This is a genomic window from Hydrogenophaga pseudoflava, from assembly GCF_031020795.1.
GTDB classification, from domain to species: domain Bacteria; phylum Pseudomonadota; class Gammaproteobacteria; order Burkholderiales; family Burkholderiaceae_C; genus Hydrogenophaga; species Hydrogenophaga pseudoflava_A.
The window spans coordinates 1052357-1072977 of the sequence record NZ_JAVHJP010000001.1; the positions used below are offsets into that span (position 1 = coordinate 1052357).

Annotated in this window: 25 protein-coding genes; 8 read left to right on the forward strand and 17 right to left on the reverse strand. The window is 67.6% G+C overall.

Features of this window, described 5'->3' with window-relative positions; all coding sequences use genetic code 11:
• Window position 1: 1 nt before the first annotated feature.
• Window positions 2-1699: an AMP-binding protein gene (locus RCO38_RS05135; protein ID WP_308327337.1), complete on the reverse strand. Its 1698-nt coding sequence runs from the start codon at window positions 1697-1699 to the stop codon at window positions 2-4.
• A gap of 132 nt (window positions 1700-1831) precedes the next feature.
• On the opposite strand from RCO38_RS05135, the gene RCO38_RS05140 reads away from it, so the two are divergent.
• Together RCO38_RS05140 and RCO38_RS05145 are read left to right on the forward strand one after the other, a co-directional pair.
• Complete coding sequence (locus tag RCO38_RS05140; RefSeq protein ID WP_308327204.1) at window positions 1832-2881, forward strand: AraC family transcriptional regulator; 1050 nt, start codon at window positions 1832-1834, stop codon at window positions 2879-2881.
• Between the two features lie 161 nt (window positions 2882-3042).
• The gene (locus tag RCO38_RS05145) at window positions 3043-4152 is read left to right on the forward strand and encodes a serine hydrolase domain-containing protein (RefSeq protein WP_308327205.1); all 1110 of its coding nucleotides are present in this window, start codon (window positions 3043-3045) and stop codon (window positions 4150-4152) included.
• Here RCO38_RS05145 and RCO38_RS05150 read toward each other — a convergent pair.
• Complete coding sequence (locus tag RCO38_RS05150; RefSeq protein ID WP_308327206.1) at window positions 4053-4757, reverse strand: TetR/AcrR family transcriptional regulator; 705 nt, start codon at window positions 4755-4757, stop codon at window positions 4053-4055. The two genes, RCO38_RS05145 and RCO38_RS05150, sit on opposite strands and share 100 nt — an antisense overlap.
• Before the next feature lie 58 nt (window positions 4758-4815).
• Here RCO38_RS05150 and RCO38_RS05155 point away from each other — a divergent pair, with 58 nt between their 5' ends.
• From RCO38_RS05155 to RCO38_RS05170, 4 genes are all read left to right on the forward strand, one after another.
• Window positions 4816-5310, forward strand: coding sequence for a DUF1499 domain-containing protein (locus RCO38_RS05155; RefSeq protein WP_308327207.1), 495 nt, complete (start codon window positions 4816-4818; stop codon window positions 5308-5310).
• 67 nt (window positions 5311-5377) lie between these two features.
• A complete protein-coding gene (locus RCO38_RS05160; protein WP_308327208.1) occupies window positions 5378-5971 on the forward strand; it encodes an NAD(P)H-dependent oxidoreductase in 594 nt (197 codons plus the stop codon).
• Between the two features lie 43 nt (window positions 5972-6014).
• Complete coding sequence (locus RCO38_RS05165; RefSeq protein WP_308327209.1) at window positions 6015-7076, forward strand: alpha/beta fold hydrolase; 1062 nt, start codon at window positions 6015-6017, stop codon at window positions 7074-7076.
• Entirely contained in the window at window positions 7060-7248 is a 189-nt protein-coding gene (locus RCO38_RS05170; RefSeq protein WP_308327210.1) for a DUF1499 domain-containing protein, read from the forward strand. Before RCO38_RS05165 ends, RCO38_RS05170 begins: the two co-directional genes overlap by 17 nt.
• Here RCO38_RS05170 and RCO38_RS05175 read toward each other — a convergent pair.
• From RCO38_RS05175 to RCO38_RS05195, 5 genes are all read right to left on the reverse strand, one after another.
• A complete protein-coding gene (locus tag RCO38_RS05175) occupies window positions 7216-7938 on the reverse strand; it encodes a hypothetical protein (protein ID WP_308327211.1) in 723 nt (240 codons plus the stop codon). The genes RCO38_RS05170 and RCO38_RS05175 overlap by 33 nt on opposite strands.
• Window positions 7939-8010: 72 nt before the next feature.
• Window positions 8011-8883: a hypothetical protein gene (locus RCO38_RS05180; protein WP_308327212.1), complete on the reverse strand. Its 873-nt coding sequence runs from the start codon at window positions 8881-8883 to the stop codon at window positions 8011-8013.
• A 9-nt stretch (window positions 8884-8892) separates the two neighbouring features.
• Complete coding sequence (locus RCO38_RS05185) at window positions 8893-9555, reverse strand: HAD family hydrolase (protein WP_308327213.1); 663 nt, start codon at window positions 9553-9555, stop codon at window positions 8893-8895.
• Window positions 9555-9959, reverse strand: a complete 405-nt coding sequence (locus tag RCO38_RS05190; protein WP_308327214.1) for a YchJ family protein — start codon at window positions 9957-9959, stop codon at window positions 9555-9557. The genes RCO38_RS05185 and RCO38_RS05190 overlap by 1 nt, the downstream gene beginning before the upstream one ends.
• Window positions 9956-10387: a rhodanese-like domain-containing protein gene (locus RCO38_RS05195; protein WP_308327215.1), complete on the reverse strand. Its 432-nt coding sequence runs from the start codon at window positions 10385-10387 to the stop codon at window positions 9956-9958. The genes RCO38_RS05190 and RCO38_RS05195 overlap by 4 nt, the downstream gene beginning before the upstream one ends.
• A gap of 101 nt (window positions 10388-10488) precedes the next feature.
• Here RCO38_RS05195 and RCO38_RS05200 point away from each other — a divergent pair, with 101 nt between their 5' ends.
• Window positions 10489-11196, forward strand: a complete 708-nt coding sequence (locus RCO38_RS05200) for a glutathione binding-like protein (RefSeq protein WP_308327216.1) — start codon at window positions 10489-10491, stop codon at window positions 11194-11196.
• A 147-nt stretch (window positions 11197-11343) separates the two neighbouring features.
• Here the strand turns inward: RCO38_RS05200 and RCO38_RS05205 are convergent, their stop codons facing one another.
• The 8 genes from RCO38_RS05205 to RCO38_RS05240 all read right to left on the reverse strand — a co-directional run bounded on the left by RCO38_RS05205 (window position 11344) and on the right by RCO38_RS05240 (window position 19269).
• Window positions 11344-12471, reverse strand: coding sequence for an acyl-CoA dehydrogenase family protein (locus RCO38_RS05205; RefSeq protein WP_308327217.1), 1128 nt, complete (start codon window positions 12469-12471; stop codon window positions 11344-11346).
• A gap of 31 nt (window positions 12472-12502) precedes the next feature.
• On the reverse strand, window positions 12503-13171 hold the full coding sequence (locus RCO38_RS05210) for an SDR family oxidoreductase (RefSeq protein WP_308327218.1): 669 nt from the start codon (window positions 13169-13171) through the stop codon (window positions 12503-12505).
• Complete coding sequence (locus tag RCO38_RS05215; protein ID WP_308327219.1) at window positions 13171-14361, reverse strand: acetyl-CoA C-acyltransferase; 1191 nt, start codon at window positions 14359-14361, stop codon at window positions 13171-13173. Before RCO38_RS05215 ends, RCO38_RS05210 begins: the two co-directional genes overlap by 1 nt.
• 20 nt (window positions 14362-14381) lie before the next feature.
• On the reverse strand, window positions 14382-16217 hold the full coding sequence (gene aceK / locus RCO38_RS05220) for a bifunctional isocitrate dehydrogenase kinase/phosphatase (RefSeq protein ID WP_308327220.1): 1836 nt from the start codon (window positions 16215-16217) through the stop codon (window positions 14382-14384).
• Between the two features lie 14 nt (window positions 16218-16231).
• Complete coding sequence (gene can, locus RCO38_RS05225; protein WP_308327221.1) at window positions 16232-16888, reverse strand: carbonate dehydratase; 657 nt, start codon at window positions 16886-16888, stop codon at window positions 16232-16234.
• 52 nt (window positions 16889-16940) lie between these two features.
• The gene (locus tag RCO38_RS05230; RefSeq protein ID WP_308327222.1) at window positions 16941-18122 is read right to left on the reverse strand and encodes an isovaleryl-CoA dehydrogenase; all 1182 of its coding nucleotides are present in this window, start codon (window positions 18120-18122) and stop codon (window positions 16941-16943) included.
• 28 nt (window positions 18123-18150) lie between these two features.
• On the reverse strand, window positions 18151-18597 hold the full coding sequence (locus tag RCO38_RS05235; RefSeq protein WP_308327223.1) for a PaaI family thioesterase: 447 nt from the start codon (window positions 18595-18597) through the stop codon (window positions 18151-18153).
• Between the two features lie 75 nt (window positions 18598-18672).
• Window positions 18673-19269 (reverse strand): TetR/AcrR family transcriptional regulator, encoded by a 597-nt coding sequence (locus tag RCO38_RS05240; RefSeq protein WP_308327224.1) that lies wholly within the window; start codon window positions 19267-19269, stop codon window positions 18673-18675.
• 65 nt (window positions 19270-19334) lie between these two features.
• Between RCO38_RS05240 and RCO38_RS05245 the strand changes: the two genes are divergently transcribed.
• Entirely contained in the window at window positions 19335-19787 is a 453-nt protein-coding gene (locus tag RCO38_RS05245; RefSeq protein WP_308327225.1) for a VOC family protein, read from the forward strand.
• Here RCO38_RS05245 and RCO38_RS05250 read toward each other — a convergent pair.
• Together RCO38_RS05250 and RCO38_RS05255 are read right to left on the reverse strand one after the other, a co-directional pair.
• Window positions 19777-20136 (reverse strand): DUF1304 domain-containing protein, encoded by a 360-nt coding sequence (locus RCO38_RS05250; protein WP_308327226.1) that lies wholly within the window; start codon window positions 20134-20136, stop codon window positions 19777-19779. The genes RCO38_RS05245 and RCO38_RS05250 overlap by 11 nt on opposite strands.
• 34 nt (window positions 20137-20170) lie before the next feature.
• Entirely contained in the window at window positions 20171-20578 is a 408-nt protein-coding gene (locus tag RCO38_RS05255; protein ID WP_066258252.1) for a MerR family transcriptional regulator, read from the reverse strand.
• Window positions 20579-20621 lie beyond the last annotated feature (43 nt).

Here is a 20621-nt window from a genome sequence, read left to right on the forward strand (position 1 = left end):
CTCAGGCTGTTTTGGCTTCGGCCAGCCCCAGCTGGTCCTTCATGGCGTCGCGGATCTTGAACTTCTGGATCTTGCCGGTCACCGTCATCGGGAAGGCCTCCACGAAGCGGATGTAGCGCGGCACCTTGTAGTGCGCGATCTGGCCCTTGCAGAAGGCGCGCACAGCCTCCTCGTCCAGGCTCTGGCCCGGCTTGACGATGACCCAGGCGCACAGTTCTTCGCCGTACTTAGGGTCGGGCACGCCCACCACCTGCACGTCCTGCACCTGCGGCATGCGGTAGAGGAATTCTTCGATTTCGCGCGGGTAGATGTTCTCGCCGCCGCGGATCACCATGTCCTTGATGCGGCCAACGATGTTGACGTAGCCCTCGTCGTCCATGGTGGCTAGGTCGCCGGTGTGCATCCAGCCGTCAGCATCGATGGCTTCTTTCGTCTTCGCCTCGTCGCCCCAGTAGCCGTGCATCACCGAATAGCCCTTGGTGCAGAACTCGCCGCGTTCGCCGCGCGGCACGGTGGCGCCGGTCTCGGGGTTGACGATCTTCACCTCCAGGTGCGGCTGCACCAGGCCCACGGTGGACACGCGCTTGTCCAGCGGTGTGTCGGTGCTGCTCTGGCAGCTCACCGGGCTGGTCTCGGTCATGCCGTAGGCGATCGTCACCTCGCCCATGTGCATGTCGGCCTGCACCCGCTTCATCACCTCCACCGGGCAGGGCGAGCCGGCCATGATGCCGGTGCGCAGCGTGTGCAGGTCGAACTCCCTGAAGCGCGGGTGGTCCAGCTCGGCGATGAACATGGTGGGCACGCCGTGCAGACCGGTGCAGCGCTCGGCCTGCACCGTCTGCAGCACCGCGAGCGGGTCGAAGGCGTCGCTGGGGTAGACGATGGTGCTGCCGTGCGTGAAGCAGGCCAGGTTGCCCAGCACCATGCCGAAGCAGTGGTACAGCGGCACGGGGATGCACAGCCGGTCCTCGGGCGTGAGCTTCATGCACTCGCCGATGAAGAAGCCGTTGTTGAGGATGTTGCGGTGGGTCAGCGTCGCGCCCTTGGGGAAGCCCGTGGTGCCGCTGGTGAACTGGATGTTGATCGGGTCGTTGGGCGAGAGGCCGGTCGCCGCCTGCGACACGCGCGGGTCGCCCACCTGGCCACTGGCCAGCAGCGCGGAGAAACGCATCATCCCCGGCTGCTCGGCGCCCTCGCCCGCCACGTCGATCCAGGCCACGGTGCGCAGCTCGGGCAGGCGCCGGGCCTGCAGCGCACCGGGAGCGGCGGTCGCCAGCTCGGGCGCCAGCTCGCGCAGCATGCCCAGGTAGTCGCTGGTCTTGAACTGCGCCATGGACACCAGGGCCTTGCAGCCGACCTTGTTGAGCGCGTATTCCAGCTCGGCCGTGCGGTAGGCCGGGTTGATGTTGACCAGCACCAGGCCGACCTTGGCGGTCGCCAGCTGCATCAGCACCCATTCCACGTTGTTGTGCGACCAGATGCCGATGCGGTCGCCCGGTTGCAGGCCCAGGCCCAGCAGCGCACTCGCCAGCCGGTCCACCTCGGCCGCCAGCGCGGCATACGTGTAGCGCCGCCCCTGGTGCACGCTCACCAGCGCCTCGCGCTGCGGCTGGCGCGCGGCCATGGCGTCGAAGAAGGCGCCGATGGTCTGCTCGATCAGGGGCACGTCGGTGCGGCCTGCGGCGTGGCTCAATGTCATGTCCATGGGGTTGTCTCCTCTGGCGTCCAGGCGAAATCCGGCCCCCAGCATAGCGGCCCACCCCGCTTTCCGGGCGGGCAAACAGGTCACAAATCGCGCCATCGATCTTGCCATTCATGGCAGACTCCGGCCATGCCTGCCCCGCGCCCCAAAGCCCCCACCCACCGGCCCCTGGTGGCGGCCACCCCCATGGCCTTTGTCAAGGCGATTGCCCACGCCTTTGCGCTGCGCGGGCTGTCCCCGCACGCGGCGCTCGAAGCTGCACAAATCGCGCCATCGGACATCCAGCAGCCCGATGCCCGCATCACCGCCCTGCAGATGGAGTGGCTGTCGGCCGCCGCGATGCAGGCGCTCGACGACGAGGCCCTGGGCTGGTTCGGCCGCCCCCTGCCCTGGGGCAGCTACGGCCTGCTGGCCCGCGCCTCGCTCTCCGCCCCCACGCTGGGCGTGGCCCTCAAGCGCTGGTGCCGCCACCACGGCCTGCTCACCCGCGACATCACGCTGGCCGTCGAGACCGGGGGCGACGAGGCCCGCATCGTGCTCACCGAACACCGACCGCCCGGCGGCGACGGTTCGCTGCGCGAGTTCTGCTTCGTCTCGGTGCTGCGCAACGTGCACGGCCTGGCCTGCTGGTTCGTCGATTCGCGCATCCCGCTGCTGGGCGCGAGCTTTCCGTTCGCCGCGCCGCCGCACGCCGACGCCTACCGCGTGCTGTTCGACGGGCCGACCCGCTTCGAGGCGGACGCCACGGCGATCCGCTTCGACGCCCGCTACCTCGCCCTGCCGATCAAGCGCGACGAGGCCGCGATGAACCAGATGCTGCAGCGCGCGCTGCCGATCCAGGTGCGCCCCTACCGGCGCGACCGCCTGCTGGTGCAGCGCGTGCGGCAGGTGCTCACCACCCAGCCGCTGGACGCCCACAACGCCGACGACCTGGCCGCACTGCTGCACACCTCGGCGCGCACCCTGCACCGCCAGCTCAAGGAAGAAGGCGCCACGCTGCAGGCGCTGAAGGACGAGGTGCGGCGCGAACGCGCCATCGACCTGCTGCAGCGCACCCGCCGGCCGATCAAGCAGATCGCCGCCGCCACGGGGTTCCAGAGCGAGAAGAGCTTCATCCGCGCATTCAAGGCCTGGACGGGGGTGGCGCCGGGGGAGTGGCGCGATCGGGGCGGCCCATGAGCGCAACAAACCCGAGTTGACCAGCCGGTGGCCCTCCGTTCAACCCCATCACGGTCTCGCAAGTCCTTGATTCGCTGAACATTTTTCTGCAGCCGGGGCATTCGGTCCGCCGCTGCTTCATGCGAGTAGTCGGGCGGAAACCCGCTGCGGAGAATCTTGCGATGCGACCGCCCCACCCCTTCTGCCTCCGCACCTGGTTCAGCGCCCTGATCCTCGTCATGCTGGCCACCTTGCTGCCGGCGCAGGCGTCCGAGGCGGACTGGGACCGGGTGCTGAACCGCATCGATGCGGAAGGACTCAACATCCACAGCGTGCTGGTGCTGCGCGGGGACCGCCTCGTCGCCGAGCGCTACCGCAGCGGGCAGGACCGGGGGCTGTACAGCCTCTGGTCGTCCTGTCGGCACTTCGGCCCCGACGACCTGCACGACATGCGGTCGATCAGCAAGAGCGTGGTCGGCCTGGTGTACGGCGTCCTGCTGGCGCGCCAGGAAGTCCCGGACCTGGACACGACGGTTGCGTCGCTGTACCCCGACCATCCGGCGCTCGATCAACCGCCGAAAAACGCGATCCGCATCCGGGACCTGCTGACGATGAGCGCCGGCCTGGCGTGGGACGAACCGTCTCCCGTGCGACGCACATCCGATGACGACCAGACGCCCCTGACCTGGACGGGCTCTTTCTATGCCACCGTGTTCGGGCGCGAGGTCGTGGCCCGCCCGGGCCAGACCTTCGTCTACAGCGGCGGGCTGACGTCGGTGCTGGTCGACGTCATCGAACGCTCCACCGGCCGCCCGTGGAACGAGGTGGTCGATGCCGAGCTGTTCCAGCCGCTCGGCATACAGACCTGGACCTGGGGCCGTGACCTCCGGGGCCGCGCCGTTGCGCACGCCGGCCTGCGCCTGCGCCCGCGCGATCTGCTGAAGATCGGCACCTTGGTGTTGCAGGGCGGGCAATGGCAAGGACGGCAGGTCGTGCCATCGGCCTGGGTCCGGGCCACCACCACCGCCCAGATCCGGGCCAGCGACCGCTTCGGCTACGGCTTCCAGTGGTGGACCAGCGAACAACCCGCTGCGGGTCGATCGTGGGCGGTGGTCCAGGCCATCGGCAACGGGGGGCAGCGGCTCTTCGTGGTTCCTGGCCTTGACCTGGTGGTGGCCATGACGGCCGGGGACTACGGCCAGCCCGCCATCCTGACGGCCGAGGACGCTGTATTCGCCACGCTGCTGGCGCTCGCCGCCGGCGAGCCTCCGCCCGCGGCAACGGCCAGGTAAGCGTGGACCAGGCGAACCGCTTCGTCCTCCAGCGCCTGGTCGGACGCGGGCAGTGCCCCCGCGTCTTCGGTCAAGGCCCGGGCGATCCCCAGCACGGCGCGCGAGATGACAAACAGCTGCGCATCGGTCAGGGAACGGCCCGCCAGCGGACCGCGGGGGTGCGACACGATGTGCCCCACCTGCGCCCGCACCTGATCGGCGTCGTCGCCCGCCAGGCCGGCACCGATGTAGGCGCTCAGCAAGGTCCGGCGCAGGCCGGCATCCTGCCGGTGGCGCTGGAACAGCACACGGACGATGGCACGCACAGGGTCTGCGTCCTGCGCCGCCCCGGCCTCCAGCGCATCCGCCACCGCCTGCCGGTCCGCCTGCAGCAGCCGGCGCGCCAACGCCACCAGAATCGACTGCTTGTTGGGGAAGTAGCCGTACAGCGTGCCGATGCTCACACCCGCCCGCTCGGCGATCCGGTTGGTGTTGAAGCCCGCCAGTCCCTGCTGCTGGAGCTGGCGCCAGGCCGCCTCCAGGATCACGGCCACGGTTTCGTGCGCCCGCACCTGGCGAGGGCGGCGGCGTGTGAGGGGATCGGTTTTTTTCCGCTGGGCGCTCATAGGCCTCATTCTGGACTTGGCGCCACAATGGGCCGCTTCAATCACCCGGAGGTTCCGCATGGCCCGGCTCAAGTGGATCGTGTTCGCCCTGCTGGCGCTGGCCGTTGCCGCCGTGCTGGCCGGACAGCTGGGCCTGCTCGGCGGGCGCATGCCCGACGACCTGGGCGTGAAGGATGGCCGGCTCAAACCGCCGTCCACCACACCCAACAGCGTCAGCAGCCAGGCGGCGCTCCACCCCGACCACCCGATGCGCGCCTACGCCGAGATCGCGCCGCTGCCGATCCAAGGCGACGGACCTTCCACCCTGGCCCGCCTGCGGCAGCAGCTGCAAGCCATGCCAGGCGTGAAGATCGTCCGGGACAACGGCGACGGCTACTTGTACGCGCAGTGCACCACGCGCTGGATGAAGTTCATCGACGACATCGAACTCTGGGTCGACCCGGTCCACCACGTGGTGCAGGTGCGCTCCGCCTCGCGCGTGGGGCGCAAGGACTTCGGGGTGAACCGGGAGCGGGTGGAGGCACTGCGGGCGGGGTTGGCGGGGAAGGGGTGAACCCGGGCCACGACCCGAAGCGCATGTCGCCCTGCATGAGCACCGTTTCGCGGAGGCCCTTTTCCACATGAACTGTCTTGTCGTGGTCGCGCACCCTGTCGCCGACAGCCTGTGCCATGCCTTGGCTCAGTGCGCCATCCAGGCGCTGACCGAAGCCGGGCACACGGTGCAGGTCGAACCTCTCTATCAGAACGAGTTCTCGCCTTCGCTGACCGCGAGTGAGCGCCAGAGCTACTACCACCTCCCGTTTGATTCCTCGGCCGTCCAGCCTCAGGTTTCGCATTTGCTCTCCGCTGAAGCGCTCGTGCTGGTGTTTCCTACTTGGTGGTTTGGCTTCCCGGCCATCCTGAAGGGGTGGTTCGACCGCGTCTGGGCGCCTGGCATTGCCTACGACCACGGCACCGATCTGGGCTCGATCACGCCAAGGCTCCTCAAGTTGCGGCGAGCGCTTGCCATCACGTCGCTGGGTTCCCCGTGGTGGGTGGACCGCCTGCTGTTGCGGCAGCCTGTGAAACGGGTGTTGAAAACGGCGCTCATTGGCACATGCGCGCCCGCATGCCGGTTCGAGATGCTGTCGCTCTACAAGGCGGAGCGCCTCTCTCCCAATGAGGTCGAAGCGTTCTGTTCACGCATTCAAAGAAGGCTCGCCCAATGGTCGTAGCCGGCGCTACCCGGCAGCCGCACCCCATGGCACCAAGCACATCATGTCCAACCTCAAGAACTGGGCCTTCCTCCAGCGGTTTCGCCTCCTCGTCTTCGCGCTGGGCACCGCATGCCTGGCCGTGCTGGCCGGCGCCGTCTATCAATCGCAAAAGACTGCCGCGGATCTGAAAAAATTCCCGCCCCCGGGGCGCATGATTCCAGTCAATGGATTCAACCTCCATCTGTTCTGCATCGGCTCCGGTTCTCCAACCGTCGTTCTGGAGGCTGGGCTGGGTGAAAGCTCTTTGAGCTGGTCTTTGGTTCAACCCAGGCTGGCGCAGAACCTGCGGGTTTGCTCATATGACCGTCCAGGGCTTGGCTGGAGCGATCTGATCAATGCGCCCATCCAGGTCGACGACGTGGCCAGGAATCTGCATGCGCTGCTGAACAACGCGGGCATTTCTCCGCCTTATGTATTGGTCGGGCACTCCCGTGGAGGCATTTACGTGCGCGCGTTTCACCGGCTGTTTCCCGGGGAGACGCGCGGCATGGTCCTGGTCGATTCGGCCCATGAGCAAGGCCCTCTGCACCAGTATCCGCATGCCGCATGGGCGTATCTGACGCAAGCCGTGCAGATGGCGATTGCCGAGCCCTTGTCCCGCATCGGCCTGGTCAGGCTGATGGGCCTGGCCGACGCCGACCGCAGACCTTCCCCGTTGCCACCGGATGTGCTGGCGGCGAAAACCGCTGTGCAGAACCGAACGGACACCGCGCGCGCAGTGGTCCATGAAATGGCCGTCATGCGCCAAAGCCTCAGCGCAACCACACCTCCTCCAGCCAGCTTGGGAAGGCTTCCCTTGCTGGTGCTGACGGCCGGCAACCTAGTGGACCAGAGCCTGGTCACGCGCGACGCCGAGAAATCTGGCCAAGACATCGAAACAGAGAGAGCACTCGCCCGAATTCGCCAGACCGAACAGGCCGAACTGGCCAGCTTGTCCACCCAGTCAATGCATGTCGTTGTCAAAAACAGCGGTCACTTCATCATGCAGGACCAGGTGGACGAGTTTGTCAGGGCCGTGGGGGAATTTGTAAAACACCACGCGCTGGATGGAGTTCTTCGATGACCTCGACCGCTGGGTCGACCCGGTGAACCAGGTGGTGCAGGTGCGCTCGGCCTCGCGCGTGGGGCGCAAGGATTTTGGCGTGAACCGGGAGCGGGTGGAGACGCTGCGAAGGGTGGGCTGGCGGGGCGGGGTGAACGCTCTAGCCCCGGGGCCCCGTGTGCGCTGGCGGTAGCCTTGGGGACGTGCTGTCAATAGGTCCCTCGAACAAGCCCAACCTTCCGATCAGATCCAACACCACGCCATCAATCTGCACGCGTATCGCATCGCGAACAGCCCCATCCACCCTGGGGTGAAGGGTGGGCCCTTTCTCAAGTGCCACAAAAGGAAGGCGCTGGAAGCTCTCCGAAGACACCATATGAACCTCTTGTGGGTGGGACGGATTCAGGATGCGGGCATCCAGTTGGACGTAGGTTGCAGATGCAGCCTCCATGCCAAACCAAGTGTGCTGACGAAGCCCGATGCCGCTGACGTAGGGCGGTCGGTTGAACACCTTGTCCGGCCCATAGCCTGGAGCGATGACCAACACGACCTCGTTGGTCGTGTCGATCATCTGGGCAAGGCCGACCTGTGCTCCCGGCTGAAGAACAAGGGCACGGGCCTTCCGACCAGCCTGACGCAGCACGGCGACGCTGCGCTCTTCGATCCAATGTTTGATGGCCCAGTCCGGGTCCGAATGAACGGCAGACTCATTGTTCAAAGGCGTCGTCCCCACCCAGGACAGCGACAGCTCGTTGGGAACCCTCACCACCACGACCAAACCCTTGTCTCCCACTTGCGACCGTATCCGCAAGGGATCGACAGACCCACACCCTGCGAGGATCGCAGAAGCAGCCAGACACATCGCCAAGAGCAGTTTTTTCATCGTTTCTTTATCCAGTTTCAGTTCCGTCTCGTCCGCCCCGATGGTCAGACGGAAGCACACACGCCGCCACCCTCAAGGTCTTGAGTCGGCAGCTCCCGACGGCCCAGGAATCCCCCGCCCCTCCACCGCTGCAGGTGCCACCGGATAGGCGCTGGCCGATGGTCTGGCGGGCTGCGCCGCCGGCGCCACCGCGGGTGGAGCGACAGGAGCCGCAGTTGGCGCCGGCGCGGGAGCAGGCGCCACCGCCTTGCCCAGCCCCAGTTGGCTCACCAGGCTCTGCAGCGCCGCGTCCACCTGCACCTTGAGCGACTCCCGCGCCGCGGCGGCCACGTCGTCGTTGAGCCGCGGGCCGGTCAGCAGGGCGGGCGCAGGCACGCGCTGGGCGGTGTGCACCGTGGCCTCGCCGAGCACGGCGCCGAAGGTGCTGGGCACCAGCAGGTCGGCGCGCAACGAGACGTGCGCGGCGGATTCGGTGTTGACCCGCACGATGCTGCGCTGCGCGATGCCCAAACCATTGAAGCCCTCCCGGGTCGCCCAGAGGCTGTCGCCAGAGGGTGCGGCCGAGAGCAGCAGCACGTGGTCGGTGGGGGTCCTGAGTTCCTTCAGCTCCTTGAGCGCTTCCTCGCGGCGGGTCGAGGTGATGGTGACGCGCTGCACGCTGGAGAAGCGCCCCGAGGCCTTGAGCAGTTCCACCGTGCTGTTCTCCAGCTGCTCCTTGAGCCCCCAGCCCGGCACGAAGGCTTCGCCGAATTCGTTGTTGAACGGCGTGGTGCCGCGCCAGGACAGGCGCAGGGTGGTGCCCACGGTGCTGATGACGGTGATGGAGCGGCCCTGCAGCCGCGCCTGCACGCTGGGTCTGTCGACGGTGGCGCAGCCGGTCAGGCCCAGGCTGGCCAGCGGCAGGACGGATGAACGAAGCAGGAGCTGTCGGCGGGTGATGGGCATGGCGCGTTTTTACCGCAGCGCGGGCAGCAAGCGCGCCAGCTCGCCCATGTGAGGAACGACGCGCGCCACCGGCAGCCCGTCGAAGGCACGGCCGTCGCCGTGCGGGCAGTAGCCCCAGACGGTGGCGCCGGCGGCCAGGCCCGCCTGCGCGCCTGTGGCGGTGTCTTCGATCACCAGGCAGCGCGTGGGGTCGACGCCCAGGTGCGCCGCCGCGGCGAGGTACACATCGGGGTGCGGCTTGGAGCGCGGCAGGTCGTGGCCGCTGAAGATGCGGTCTTCGAAGTACGGTGCCATGCCGGCCATGCCGATCTGCATCACCACCTTGGGCCGGTCGGCGCCCGAGGCGCAGGCGATGCGGCCCGCGGTGTGGGTGTGCGCGGCAACCACCGCGTCCAGCGCGCCGGCCACAGCCTTCAGCTCGGCCACCAGACGCTGGTTGCGCCGCTCGTAGAACGCCCGCATCCACTCTTCGGTCAGTGGCTGTCCGGTTTCCGCTTCGATGAGGGCGCGCTGGTCGCGCACCGCGCGACCGATGAAATGGTGCTCGCACTCGGCGGCCGTGAGCGCCCAGCCGGCCTCGTTGAGCATCTGGCGCAGCACGCCGTTGGTGATGGGCTCGCTGTCCACCAGCACGCCGTCGCAGTCGAACAGGACCGCTTCAAACCGTTCCATCAATGCATGTCTCCATCCACGTAATACCAGCGCCCGCCCTCGCGCAGGAAGCGGCTGGTTTCGTGCAGGCGCACGCCCCGGCCACCGACGCGCGAACGGGCGACGAACTCGACCTCGGCGTGGTCGGCATCGACCTCGCGGTGGCGCTTCACCTCCAGCCCCAGCCACTTCTGCCCCGGCTCCAGCGTGAGCCCGGCGGGGCGGGTGCGGGTGTGCCAGCTGGCTTCCAGGTACTCCACCCGCCCGAGCACAAAGGCGCTGTAGCGCGAGCGCATCAGGCGCTCTGCATCGGGCGCCGGGGTGTCGTGGTCGAGGTAGCGGCCGCAGCACTGTGCATAGGCCATTGCGCGGCCGCGTGCATCGCGCTGACCGCAGGGGCAGTCGTCCGGCGGCAAGAAGTTCATCCACGCGCCGCCTTGCTCGCGGCCTTGTGGGCCTCCAGCGTTTCGGTGGGCGCGCCCTCTTTCACCCAGGCGGCAAAGCCGCCATCGATGTGGGCGACGTTGTTCATGCCCATGTCCTTGAGCGCCTTGGTGGCCAGCGCGCTGCGCCAGCCGGCGCCGCAGAACAGCACGAACTCCTTGCCCTCGTCCCCGAACACCGGCTTGAAGTAGGGGGATTCGGGGTCGACCCAGAACTCCAGCATGCCGCGCGGCGCGTGCACGCAACCGGGCACCGTGCCTTCGCGCTCCAGCTCGCGCGGGTCGCGGATGTCGACGACCTGAAGCGTGGGGTCGCTGCCCAGGCGCGCCCGCACCTGTTCGACGCTGTAGGTGGTGATCTGGGCATTGGCCTCGTCGACGAGGGCGCGGAACCCTTTGGTGATCGGCATGGCGGTGTCTCCTGTCCGGTGGGTGGGCGAAAAGGCCATCGTAGCGCGCCCTGCAGGGCCCGCGCCAAGCTGCTAGGGTACGGGCCGCAAAGGAGATTGCCATGACCGACCTGTCCGCTTATCCCGTCACCCGCAAGTGGCCCGCAGAGCATCCCGACCGGCTGCAGCTCTACAGCCTGCCCACGCCCAACGGCGTGAAGGTCTCGATCATGCTGGAGGAGTGCGGCCTGCCCTACGAGGTGCACCGTGTGAGCTTCGACACCAACGACCAGTTCACGCCCGAGTTCCTGTCACTCAACCCGAACAACAAGATCCCCGCCATCCTGGACCCGGCCGGCCCGGGCGGCCAGCCGCTGGCGCTGTGGGAGTCGGGCGCGATCCTGGTCTACCTGGCCGAGAAAACAGGAAAGCTCCTGCCCGCCGACCCGGCGCGCCGCTACGAGACCCTGCAGTGGCTGATGTTCCAGATGGGCGGGGTCGGCCCGATGTTCGGCCAGGTGGGCTTCTTCACCATCTTCGGTGGCAAGGACTACGAAGACAAACGCCCGCGCGACCGCTACACCGGCGAGACCAAGCGCCTGCTGGGCGTGCTGAACCAGCGCCTGAAGGGCCGGAGCTGGGTCATGGGCGACGAGTACACGATCGCCGACATCGCCATCTGGCCCTGGGTGCGCAACCTGGTGGAACGCTACAAGGCCGGCGACCTGGTGGGCTACGCGGAGTTCACCGAAGTGCAACGCGTGCTGGCCGCGTTTGTGGCACGGCCCGCGGTGGCCAAAGGCCTGACGATTCCGGCTGCGCCGAACTGAGGCGCAACAAAAAACACAACCTGCTCGGCGCGCAGTGCCTCGGCCCAGGGCACCGCGGAACCGGCTTTGCCGGGCCGCCAGTGCCGCCCCCTTGAGGGGGTCGCGCGCAGCGCGGCGGGGGTGGACTCTGCTTCGCGGCGCGGGGGGTTACAACGATCTCGCAATGATGATCTTCTGCACGTCGCTGGTGCCTTCGTAGATCTGGCATACGCGCACGTCGCGCCAGATGCGCTCGACCGGGAAATCGTTCACATAGCCGTAACCGCCCAGGGTCTGGATCGCCGCCGAGCAGACCTGTTCGGCGGTCTCGCTGGCGAACAGCTTGGCCATGGCCGCTTCCTTCAGGCAGGGCCGGCCCGCGTCGCGCAGCGCGGCAGCGTGCCAGATCAGCTGGCGTGCGGCTTCCAGCCTGGTCGCGCACTCGGCCAGTCGGAAACCCACCGCCTGGTGGTTGAAGATGGCCGTGCCGAAGCTCTGGCGCTCCTTGGCGTAGGCGATCGCCACGTCCAGCGCGCTGCGCGCCATGCCCACGCTCTGCGCCGCGATGCCGATGCGGCCGCCTTCGAGTGCGGACAGAGCGATCTTGTAGCCCTCGCCTTCCTGGCCGATCCGGTTCTCGACCGGGATGCGGCAGTTGTCGAAGTTGATCTGCGCCGTGTCGCTGCTGTGCTGGCCGACCTTGTCCTCCAGCCGCGCGACCACGTAGCCCGGGTTGTCGGTGGGCACCATGAAGGCGCTCATGCCCTTCTTGCCCGCGCCCTTGTCGGTCACGGCGATCACCACCGCGGCCTGGCCGTTTTTCCCCGAGGTGATGAACTGCTTGACGCCATTGATCACGTACTCGTCGCCCTCGCGCACCGCCGTGGTCCGCAGACCCGACGCGTCGGAACCGACGTGCGGCTCGGTCAGGCAGAAGGCGCCGAGGATGTCGCCGCGCGCCGCCGGCACCAGCCACTGCTGCTGCTGCGCCGGCGTGCCGTATTTCATCAGGATGGCGTTGTAGGGGCAGTTGGTCACGCTGATGGCGGTGCTGGTGCCGCCGTCGCCGGCTGCGATCTCTTCCAGCACCAGGGCCAGCGTCAGGTAGTCCAGCCCCGCACCGCCCAGCTCCTCGGGCACGCAGATGCCGTAGGCACCGAGTTCGGCCAGGCCCTGGTGCACGTCCTTCGGGAAGTGGTGTTCCTTGTCCCACCGCGCGGCGTTCGGCCACAGCTCTTCCTGCGCGAAGCTGCGCACGGCGTCGCGGATCATTTCCTGGTCTTGGGTCAGCAGCATCTGGTGTCTCTTCGGGTGGTGTGGTGTTCGGTCACCACGAGCTGGCGCGCCGGCCATCGTGGTGGATGAGTTGTCCGTTGTCTTCGGCCGTCAGGCTGGCCAGCACGGTGCGCAGGCCGCGCACGCTGGCCTCGGCGGTCAGCGGCGCCGCGCCGCCGCCCATGTCGGTCTGCACCCAGCCCGGGTCCAGCGCCACCAGGGTCGCCTTGGGGTAGTCGAAACGTGCGCTGCTCGCGGCCATGTTCAGCGCCGCCTTGCTGGTGCGGTAGAGCCAGCTGTGACTGCCCGGCACCGGCCCGATCTGGCCCATGGCCGAGGAGATTGCGCCGAACGCGCCGCCGGCCGCCTCGACCGTGGGCATGACCTGAGGCAGCACCTGCATCAGGCCCAGCACATTGGTGTGCATCACGGCATCGAAAGCCTGCTGCGTGGGCGGCGAGGTGGCGCCGCCGTGGCTCATCACGCCGGCCACGTAGAGCGCGACATCGATTTCCTCGCCATCGAGCTGCCACGACAGGCCGCTCACGCTGGCGGGGTCGGCCACGTCCACACGCAGCGGTTCGGCGCCCAGCTCGCGCAGGCGTTCCAGCCCCTCGTCGTCGCGCGCCGTGGCGATCACGCGATCGCCTGCCGCGCGGTACTGGCGCACGAACTCCAGCCCGATGCCGCGCGAGGCGCCGATGACGAGGACGGTGGCCATCAGATCAGTTCAACCGCCATGGCGGTGGCTTCGCCGCCACCGATGCACAGCGTCGCCACGCCCTTCTTGCCACCGCGCGCCTGCAATGCGTGCAGCAGCGTCACCAGGATGCGCGCGCCGCTCGCGCCGATGGGGTGGCCCAGCGCGCAGGCACCGCCGTTGACGTTCACCTTGTCGTGCGGAATGTCGAGTTCGGTCATCAGCGCCATGGGCACCACGGCGAAGGCTTCGTTGATCTCCCACAGGTCCACATCGCCCACGCCCCAGCCCGTCTTGGCCAGCAGCTTCTGCGTCGCGCCCACCGGCGCGGTGGCGAACCAGTTGGGTTCCTGCGCGTGGGTGGCGTGGGCCACGATGCGGGCCAGCGGCTGGAGGCCCTGGGCCTTCGCCGTCGACTCACGCATCAGCACCAGCGCGGCGGCGCCGTCGTTGATCGACGAGGACGAGGCGGCGGTGATGGTGCCGTCCTTCTTGAAGGCCGGCTTGAGGCCGGGGATCTTGTCGAGCTTGACCTTGCCCGGCCCTTCATCCACCGAGACCACGCGCTCGCCGCTGCGGTCTTTCACCGTCACGGGCGCGATCTCCTTGGCGAAGGCACCGCTCTCGGTCGCGGCCTTGGCGCGCGTCACCGAAGCGATGGCGAAGGCGTCCTGCTGCTCACGCGTGAAGCTGTATTTGGCGGCGCAGTCTTCACCGAAGGTGCCCATGCTGCGACCGGGTTCGTAGGCGTCTTCCAGACCGTCGAGCATCATGTGGTCGTAGATCTTGTCGTGGCCCATGCGGTAGCCGCCCCGCCCCTTGAGCATTAGGTAAGGCGCGTTGGTCATGCTCTCCATGCCGCCCGAGACCATCACCGTCGCGCTGCCGGCCAGCAGCATGTCGTGCGCCAGCATGGTGGCCTTCATGCCCGAGCCGCACATCTTGGACAGCGTCACCGCACCGGCCGACAGCGGCAGGCCGCCCTTGAGCGCGGCCTGGCGCGCGGGCGCCTGGCCCTGGCCGGCCATCAGGCAGTTGCCGAACAGCACCTCGTCGACCAGCCCGGCTTTCACGCCGCTGCGTTCGACCGCGGCCTTGATGGCCACGCCGCCCAGGTCGTGGGCAGACAGCGCGGCGAAGTCGCTCTGGAACGAGCCCATGGGGGTGCGGGCGGCGCCGACGATGACGACGGGATCGGTGGTATTGCTCATGGGAATCTCCTTTGAAAAAGTCAGTCCAGAAGTTCTTTGTGCGCCTGCGCGCGAAAGCGCCGGGCACGTTCGTAGGGGAACACGTCGTACACGTGTCCCGCGGCGATGCGTTCCTTGTGCGCCTGCCAGAACGCCGGGTCCAGCAGGTCGGCGTGGTGCTTCATGAAGTCCTCGCGCACCATCGGATTGCCCAGCAGGAAGGGCCCGAAGGTCTCGGGAAACACGTCGTGCGGGCCGACCGAGTACCAGACCTCGCCCGACATCTCGTCTTCCTCGTTGCGCGGCGGCGGCACGCGGCGGAAGTGGCAGTCGGTGATGTATTCGATCTCGTCGTAGTCGTAGAACACCACCTTGCCGTGGCGCGTGATGCCGAAGTTCTTCCACAGCATGTCGCCCGGAAAGATGTTCGCGGCCACCAGGTCCTTGATGGCGTTGCCGTACTCGACCACCGCCTGGGTGATCTGCCCGCGCGCCCGGCGCAGCGAGGTGTCGTCGACGTCGGGGGTCTGCAGCGTGTCGAAGGCTTCCTGCAGGTAGATGTTGAGCGGGATCATGCGCCGCTCGATGTAGCAGTGCCTGAGGACGACCTCGGTCGTGCCGTCGCCGTCGCGGTCGCTGATCTCCAGCTGGCTGGGCGCGTACTTCTGGATCTCGGCGATCAGCTCGTCGGTGAAGCGGTCGCGCGGAAAGCCCACCTCTGAAAACTCCAGCGTGTCGGCCATGCGGCCCACGCGGTCGTGCTGCTTGACCAGCAGGTACTTGCCGCGGATCTGCTCGCGCGTGGTGTCTTTCTGCGCCGGGTAGAAGTCCTTGATGAGCTTGAAGACAAACGGAAAGCTCGGCAGATCGAACACCAGCATCACCATGCCCTTGATGCCGGGTGCGATGCGGAACCTGTCCGTGCTGTGGCGCATGTGCGCCAGGAAGTCGCGGTAGAACAGGGTCTTGCCCTGCTTGGCCAGGCCCAGGGCGTTGTAGAACTCGGCGCGCGGCTTGCGCGGCATCAGGCTGCGCAGGAACTGCACGTAGGCGCTGGGCACCTCCATGTCGACCATGAAATAGGCGCGCGCAAAACTGAACAGCATCAGCAGGTCGTCCTCGCCGAACAGCGCGGCATCGATCACCAGGCGGCCGTTGCCGTCGTGCAGGATGGGCAGGGCGAACGGCACCTCCTGGAAGCCGTTGATGATCCTGCCGACCACGTAGGCGCCCTTGTTCCGGTAGAACAGGCCCGAGAGCGCCTGGATCTGGAAGTTGGCGCGCAACTTGTGGTGGTCGAAACGCTGGCGCATGGCTTCGAGCACCAGCCCCGCGTCGCGCCCGAGGTCGTCGAAGGGCACGCGCAGGTCGAAGTCCTCGATCATGCGGCGCACCTCGGCGCGCATGGTGTCGTGCGTCGGGTAGTAGCTGCGGTAGGTGGGCAGCGCCTTCGGCTCGTCGTTCTCGATGTACTCGGTGGAGACCGCCGGGCGCACGAAGATGAAGTCGTTCTGGAAGTAGGCGCGCTTGAGGATCTTGGTGGTGACCGAGTTGAAGAAGGTCTCGGCCAGCTCCGGCTGGTGGTGGTTCACCAGCAGCCCGATGTAGTGCAGCTTGACCTGCTCCCACACCGCCATGGGCTGCTGGTCGGCCTTGTACTCCTTGACCAGGCGTTGCAGGCATTCGCGCACCCGCAGGTCGTAGAACTCGATGCGCTCGCGCTGCGCCCGCTGCTGGGCCGCCCAGTCGCGCGATTCGAAACGGTGCTTGGCGCGCGCGGACTCGGCGCGGAACAGGCGGTAATGGCGGTTGAACCCGTCCATCATCGCCTTCGCGATGTCATAGGCCACGGTCGAATCCAGCCGCTGGGGGAACATGGCCTGCGGGCGCCTCAGGTCTCGGCGCGGGGGTATCGCTTGAGCGCGTTGCGGAACTGCGGCATCACCTCTTCCGGCCGGCTGATGCTCACGCCCAGGTCTTTCACCAGGCCGTCCTTGAGGCCGTAGCACCAGCCGTGCACCGACACCTTCTGGCCACGCGCCCAGGCGTCCTGCAGCACATTGGTCAGCGCCACGTTGCCCACCTGCTCGATCACGTTCATCTCGCACAGCACGTCCTCCTGCACCGCCACGGGCAGGTGGTCCAGGCGCTTGCGGTGGCGCATCTTCACGTCGTGCACATGGCGCAGCCAGTTGTCGGCCAGGCCCACACGCATGCCCTTGAGCGTGGCGAGCACGCCGCCGCAGCCGTAATGCCCCACGACCAGGATGTGCTCGACCTTGAGGTACTCGACCGCGAACTGGATCACCGACAGCGCATTGAGGTCCGAGTGCACCACCACGTTGGCCACGTTGCGGTGCACGAACACCTCGCCCGGCTCCAGGCCGGTGATCTGGTTCGCCGGGACGCGGCTGTCGGAGCAGCCGATCCACAGGTACTTGGGGTTCTGCTGCTGCGCCAGCTTCTGGAAATAGCCGGGGCGCTCCAACTCGGTCTGGGCGGCCCAGTTGCGGTTGGCGTCGATGAGGTTTTGAAGTGGATGGGTCATGCGGCGATGTTACCTACGCGCCCCGCGCAGCGGTGGGGCGTGGCAGCCTCATTCAGCACGTTTCCGCGAACAGTTCGCGGCCGATCAGCATGCGGCGGATTTCGGACGTTCCGGCGCCGATCTCGTACAGCTTGGCGTCGCGCCACAGGCGGCCCAGCGGGTACTCGTTGATGTAGCCGTTGCCGCCGTAGATCTGCACGCCCTCGCCGGCCATCCAGGTGGCCTTCTCGGCGGTCCAGAGGATGACCGAGGCGCAGTCCTTGCGCACCTGGCGCACGTGCTCGGTGCCCAGCAGGTCGAGGTTCTTGGCCACGGTGTAGGCAAAGCTGCGCGCGGCCTGCAGCACGGTGTACATGTCGGCGACCTTGCCCTGGATCAGCTGGAACTCGCCGATGCTCTGGCCGAACTGCTTGCGGTCGTGGATGTACGGGATCACGTTGTCCATGACCGCCTGCATGATGCCCAGCGGCCCGCCGGTCAGCACCGCGCGCTCGTAGTCCAGGCCCGACATCAGCACCTTGGCGCCGTTGTTCAGGCCGCCCAGGATGTTCTCGGCCGGCACCTCGACGTCCTGGAACACCAGCTCGCCGGTGTGGCTACCGCGCATGCCCAGCTTGTCGAGCTTCTGCGCGATGCTGAAACCCTTCATGCCTTTTTCGATCAGGAAGGCCGTGACGCCGCGCGCGCCCATCTCGGGCTCGGTCTTGGCGTAGACCACCAGGGTGTCGGCGTCGGGGCCGTTGGTGATCCACATCTTGCTGCCGTTGAGCAGGTAGTAACCGCCCTTGTCCTCGGCCTTGAGCTTCATGCTGATGACGTCGGAGCCGGCGCCGGGCTCGCTCATGGCCAGCGCGCCCACGTGTTCGCCGCTGATCAGCTTGGGCAGGTACCTGGCCTTCTGCGCGTCGCTGCCGTTGCGGTTGATCTGGTTCACGCACAGGTTGCTGTGCGCGCCGTAGGAGAGGCCCACCGAGGCGCTGGCGCGGCTGATCTCTTCCATGGCCACCATGTGGGCCAGGTAGCCCATGTTGGCGCCGCCGTACTGCTCGGGCACGGTGATGCCCAGCACGCCCAGCTCGCCCATCTTGCGCCAGCAGTCCATGGGGAACTGGTCGTCGCGGTCGATCTGTGCCGCACGCGGCGCGATCTCGGCCTGCGCGAAATCGCGCACCGCGTCGCGCAGGGCATCGATGTCTTCACCAAGCTGGAAGTTCAGGCCGGGCAGGTTGCTCATGGGGTTCTCCTTGGGGTGGATCGGTTGTTCAGTAGGTCTTGGGCACGGGCACCAGGGTCTGCTGCATCACGGCGCAGTCAGACCGTTTGCCGTCGGCCCCGATGTGCACCACCTCGGCGGTGGTGACGATGATGCGTTTGCCGCCACGCACGACGCGACCGGTGGCCTGGAGTTCGCCGCCCTGGAAGGCCGCGAGGAAGTTGATCTTGTATTCCACGGTGGTGACTTCCATGCCCTCGGGCGCCACCGTCAGGGCCGCGTAGCCGCCCGCTATGTCGGCCAGCGCACCCATGGCGCCCCCGTGAAAACCGCCCTGCTGCTGCGTCACGCATACGCTGTACGGCAGGGCCAGCGTCACCGTGCCCGGCGCCACGGCCAGCAGGCGCACGCCCAGCGCCTGCATCATGCCCTGGCGGTCCAGGCTGGTCTGCACGCGCTGGCGCAGGGCGTCGTGGCTGGGGTTTGTCTCGCTCATTTTTGATTTACGTTTACGTAAACGTCAATTATGACCGAGACCGGCGGACCAGGGCAAGCCCGGGCCGGCCGGTGATCAGCTCCGTGCCAGACCGGTGAAGAGCCGCCGGAACGCTTCGAGGTACGGCCCCGGCGCTTCGCCCTGCGCCATGGCCAGCGCCGCCCGGTCGAAGGCGGCGGACAGCAGCACCGTCAGTTCATGCAGCGGCGCCGGCCCGTGGGTCCCACCGAGCAGCTGTGCCAGGCCGTCCCGGAGCGCCTGCGTGCCCGCGCGCTCGCTCAGTGTCATCACCTGCGTCGGCGGCAACACCGAGGGCGCCTCCAGCAACAGCAGCCGGGCCCGCCCCGGTTGTGCCATCGAGGCGAAATACGCCTCGGCTCCGGCCAGCAGTGCGTCGACGGGTCGGTCGTGGTGGGCCGAGCCCCGGGCCACATCGTCGGCCACCGCCTGCGCCAGCTGCTCGGCGACCGCCAGGAACAGCGCCGTCTTGTCGGCAAAGTGGTGGTAGAGCGCCCCGCGGGTGAGGCCGGCGGCGGACACGATCTCCGGCGTGCCCGTGGCGGCGTAGCCGCGATGGAGAAACAGCTCCCGCGCCGCGGCGATGAGGGCGGCGCGGGTGGTGTCGGTGCGCTCGGCCTGCGAGCGACGAACGGCGGCAGCGGGTCTTTGCATACATACAGCCTGTATGTTAGATTGAAGATACATGCGGATTGTATGTATGCAACCGGAGCAGCGACATGAAGATTTCCCAGTACTACCCCGTTCTCATGACCGATCGCGTCGAGCCGACGGCGCAGTTCTACGAGCGGTATTTCCGTTTCTCGCGCCAGTTCAGCAGCGACTGGTACGTGCACCTGCAGTCGACCGACGACCCTTCGGTCAACCTCGCCATCCTCGACGGCGACCACGACAGTGTTCCCGCCTGCGCACGGGGTGGCCGCGCGGGCGGGCTGCTGCTGAACTTCGAGGTGGCCGATGTCGACGCCGAGTACGCCCGAGCGCGGTCCGAAGGGCTGGACGTTCGGCTGGACCTGCGCGACGAGGCCTTCGGCCAGCGGCACTTCATCGTGCGCGACCCGAACGGGGTGCTGATCGACGTGATCCAGCCGATCCCGCCGAGCGCCGAATTCCTGGCGCAGTACGCCGACGGCGCGGCGGCGGCCCCACCGGCCTCCGGGCTCAGCGGCTGAACCAGAGCGCGATCAACCCCAGCGTCGCCGGCACGGCCTGGACGAACAGGATCTTGCGGCTGGAGGTGGCGGCGCCGTACAGGCCGGCCACCAGGATGCAGGCGAGGAAAAAGACCTTCACGGCGAAGCCTTCCGCACCCAGCCACAGCCCCCAGAACAGACCGGCCGCCAGGAAGCCGTTGTACAGCCCCTGGTTGGCCGCCAGCACCTTGGTCGCGGCCGAGAACTCCGGCGTCAGGCCGAAGGCCTTGCGGCCCTTGGGCGTGTCCCAGAGAAACATCTCCAGCACCAGGATGTAGACGTGGATCAGCGCCAGCAGGGCGATGATGATGGTGGCGACCAGGCTCATGAAGCGACTCCGACAGCAGAAGGAGCCGCCGAGTCTAGGCCTTGTCGGCCTTTTCCACCTTGGCCAGCAGCGCCCGCGCCTCTTTCTCGTGCACCTTGACCTCGTCGAGGTTGGCCATGAGGTCGGCCAGCTGCTCCTCGAGCTGGCGCTTGTGGTCGGCCAGCACCGTCAGGAACTTGCGCAGCTGCGGCCCGGTGTCGCGCGGGCTGTCGTACATGTCGATGATGTCCTTGGCCTCGGTGAGCGAGAGCCCCAGGCGCTTGGCGCGCAGCGTGAGCTTCAACCGGGTGCGGTCGCGCGCGCTGTAGACCCGGTTGCGGCCGCCCGGCCCTTCGCGCTGCGGCTGCAGCAGCCCCATGTCTTCGTAGAAGCGGATGGCGCGCGTGGTCAGGTCGAACTCGCGCGCGAGGTCGCTGATGGAATAGGTCGGGTTGGTCGCCATGGTGGTCGCAGGGGGTGTCGGCTTTCGGACAGCGGCGACGGGG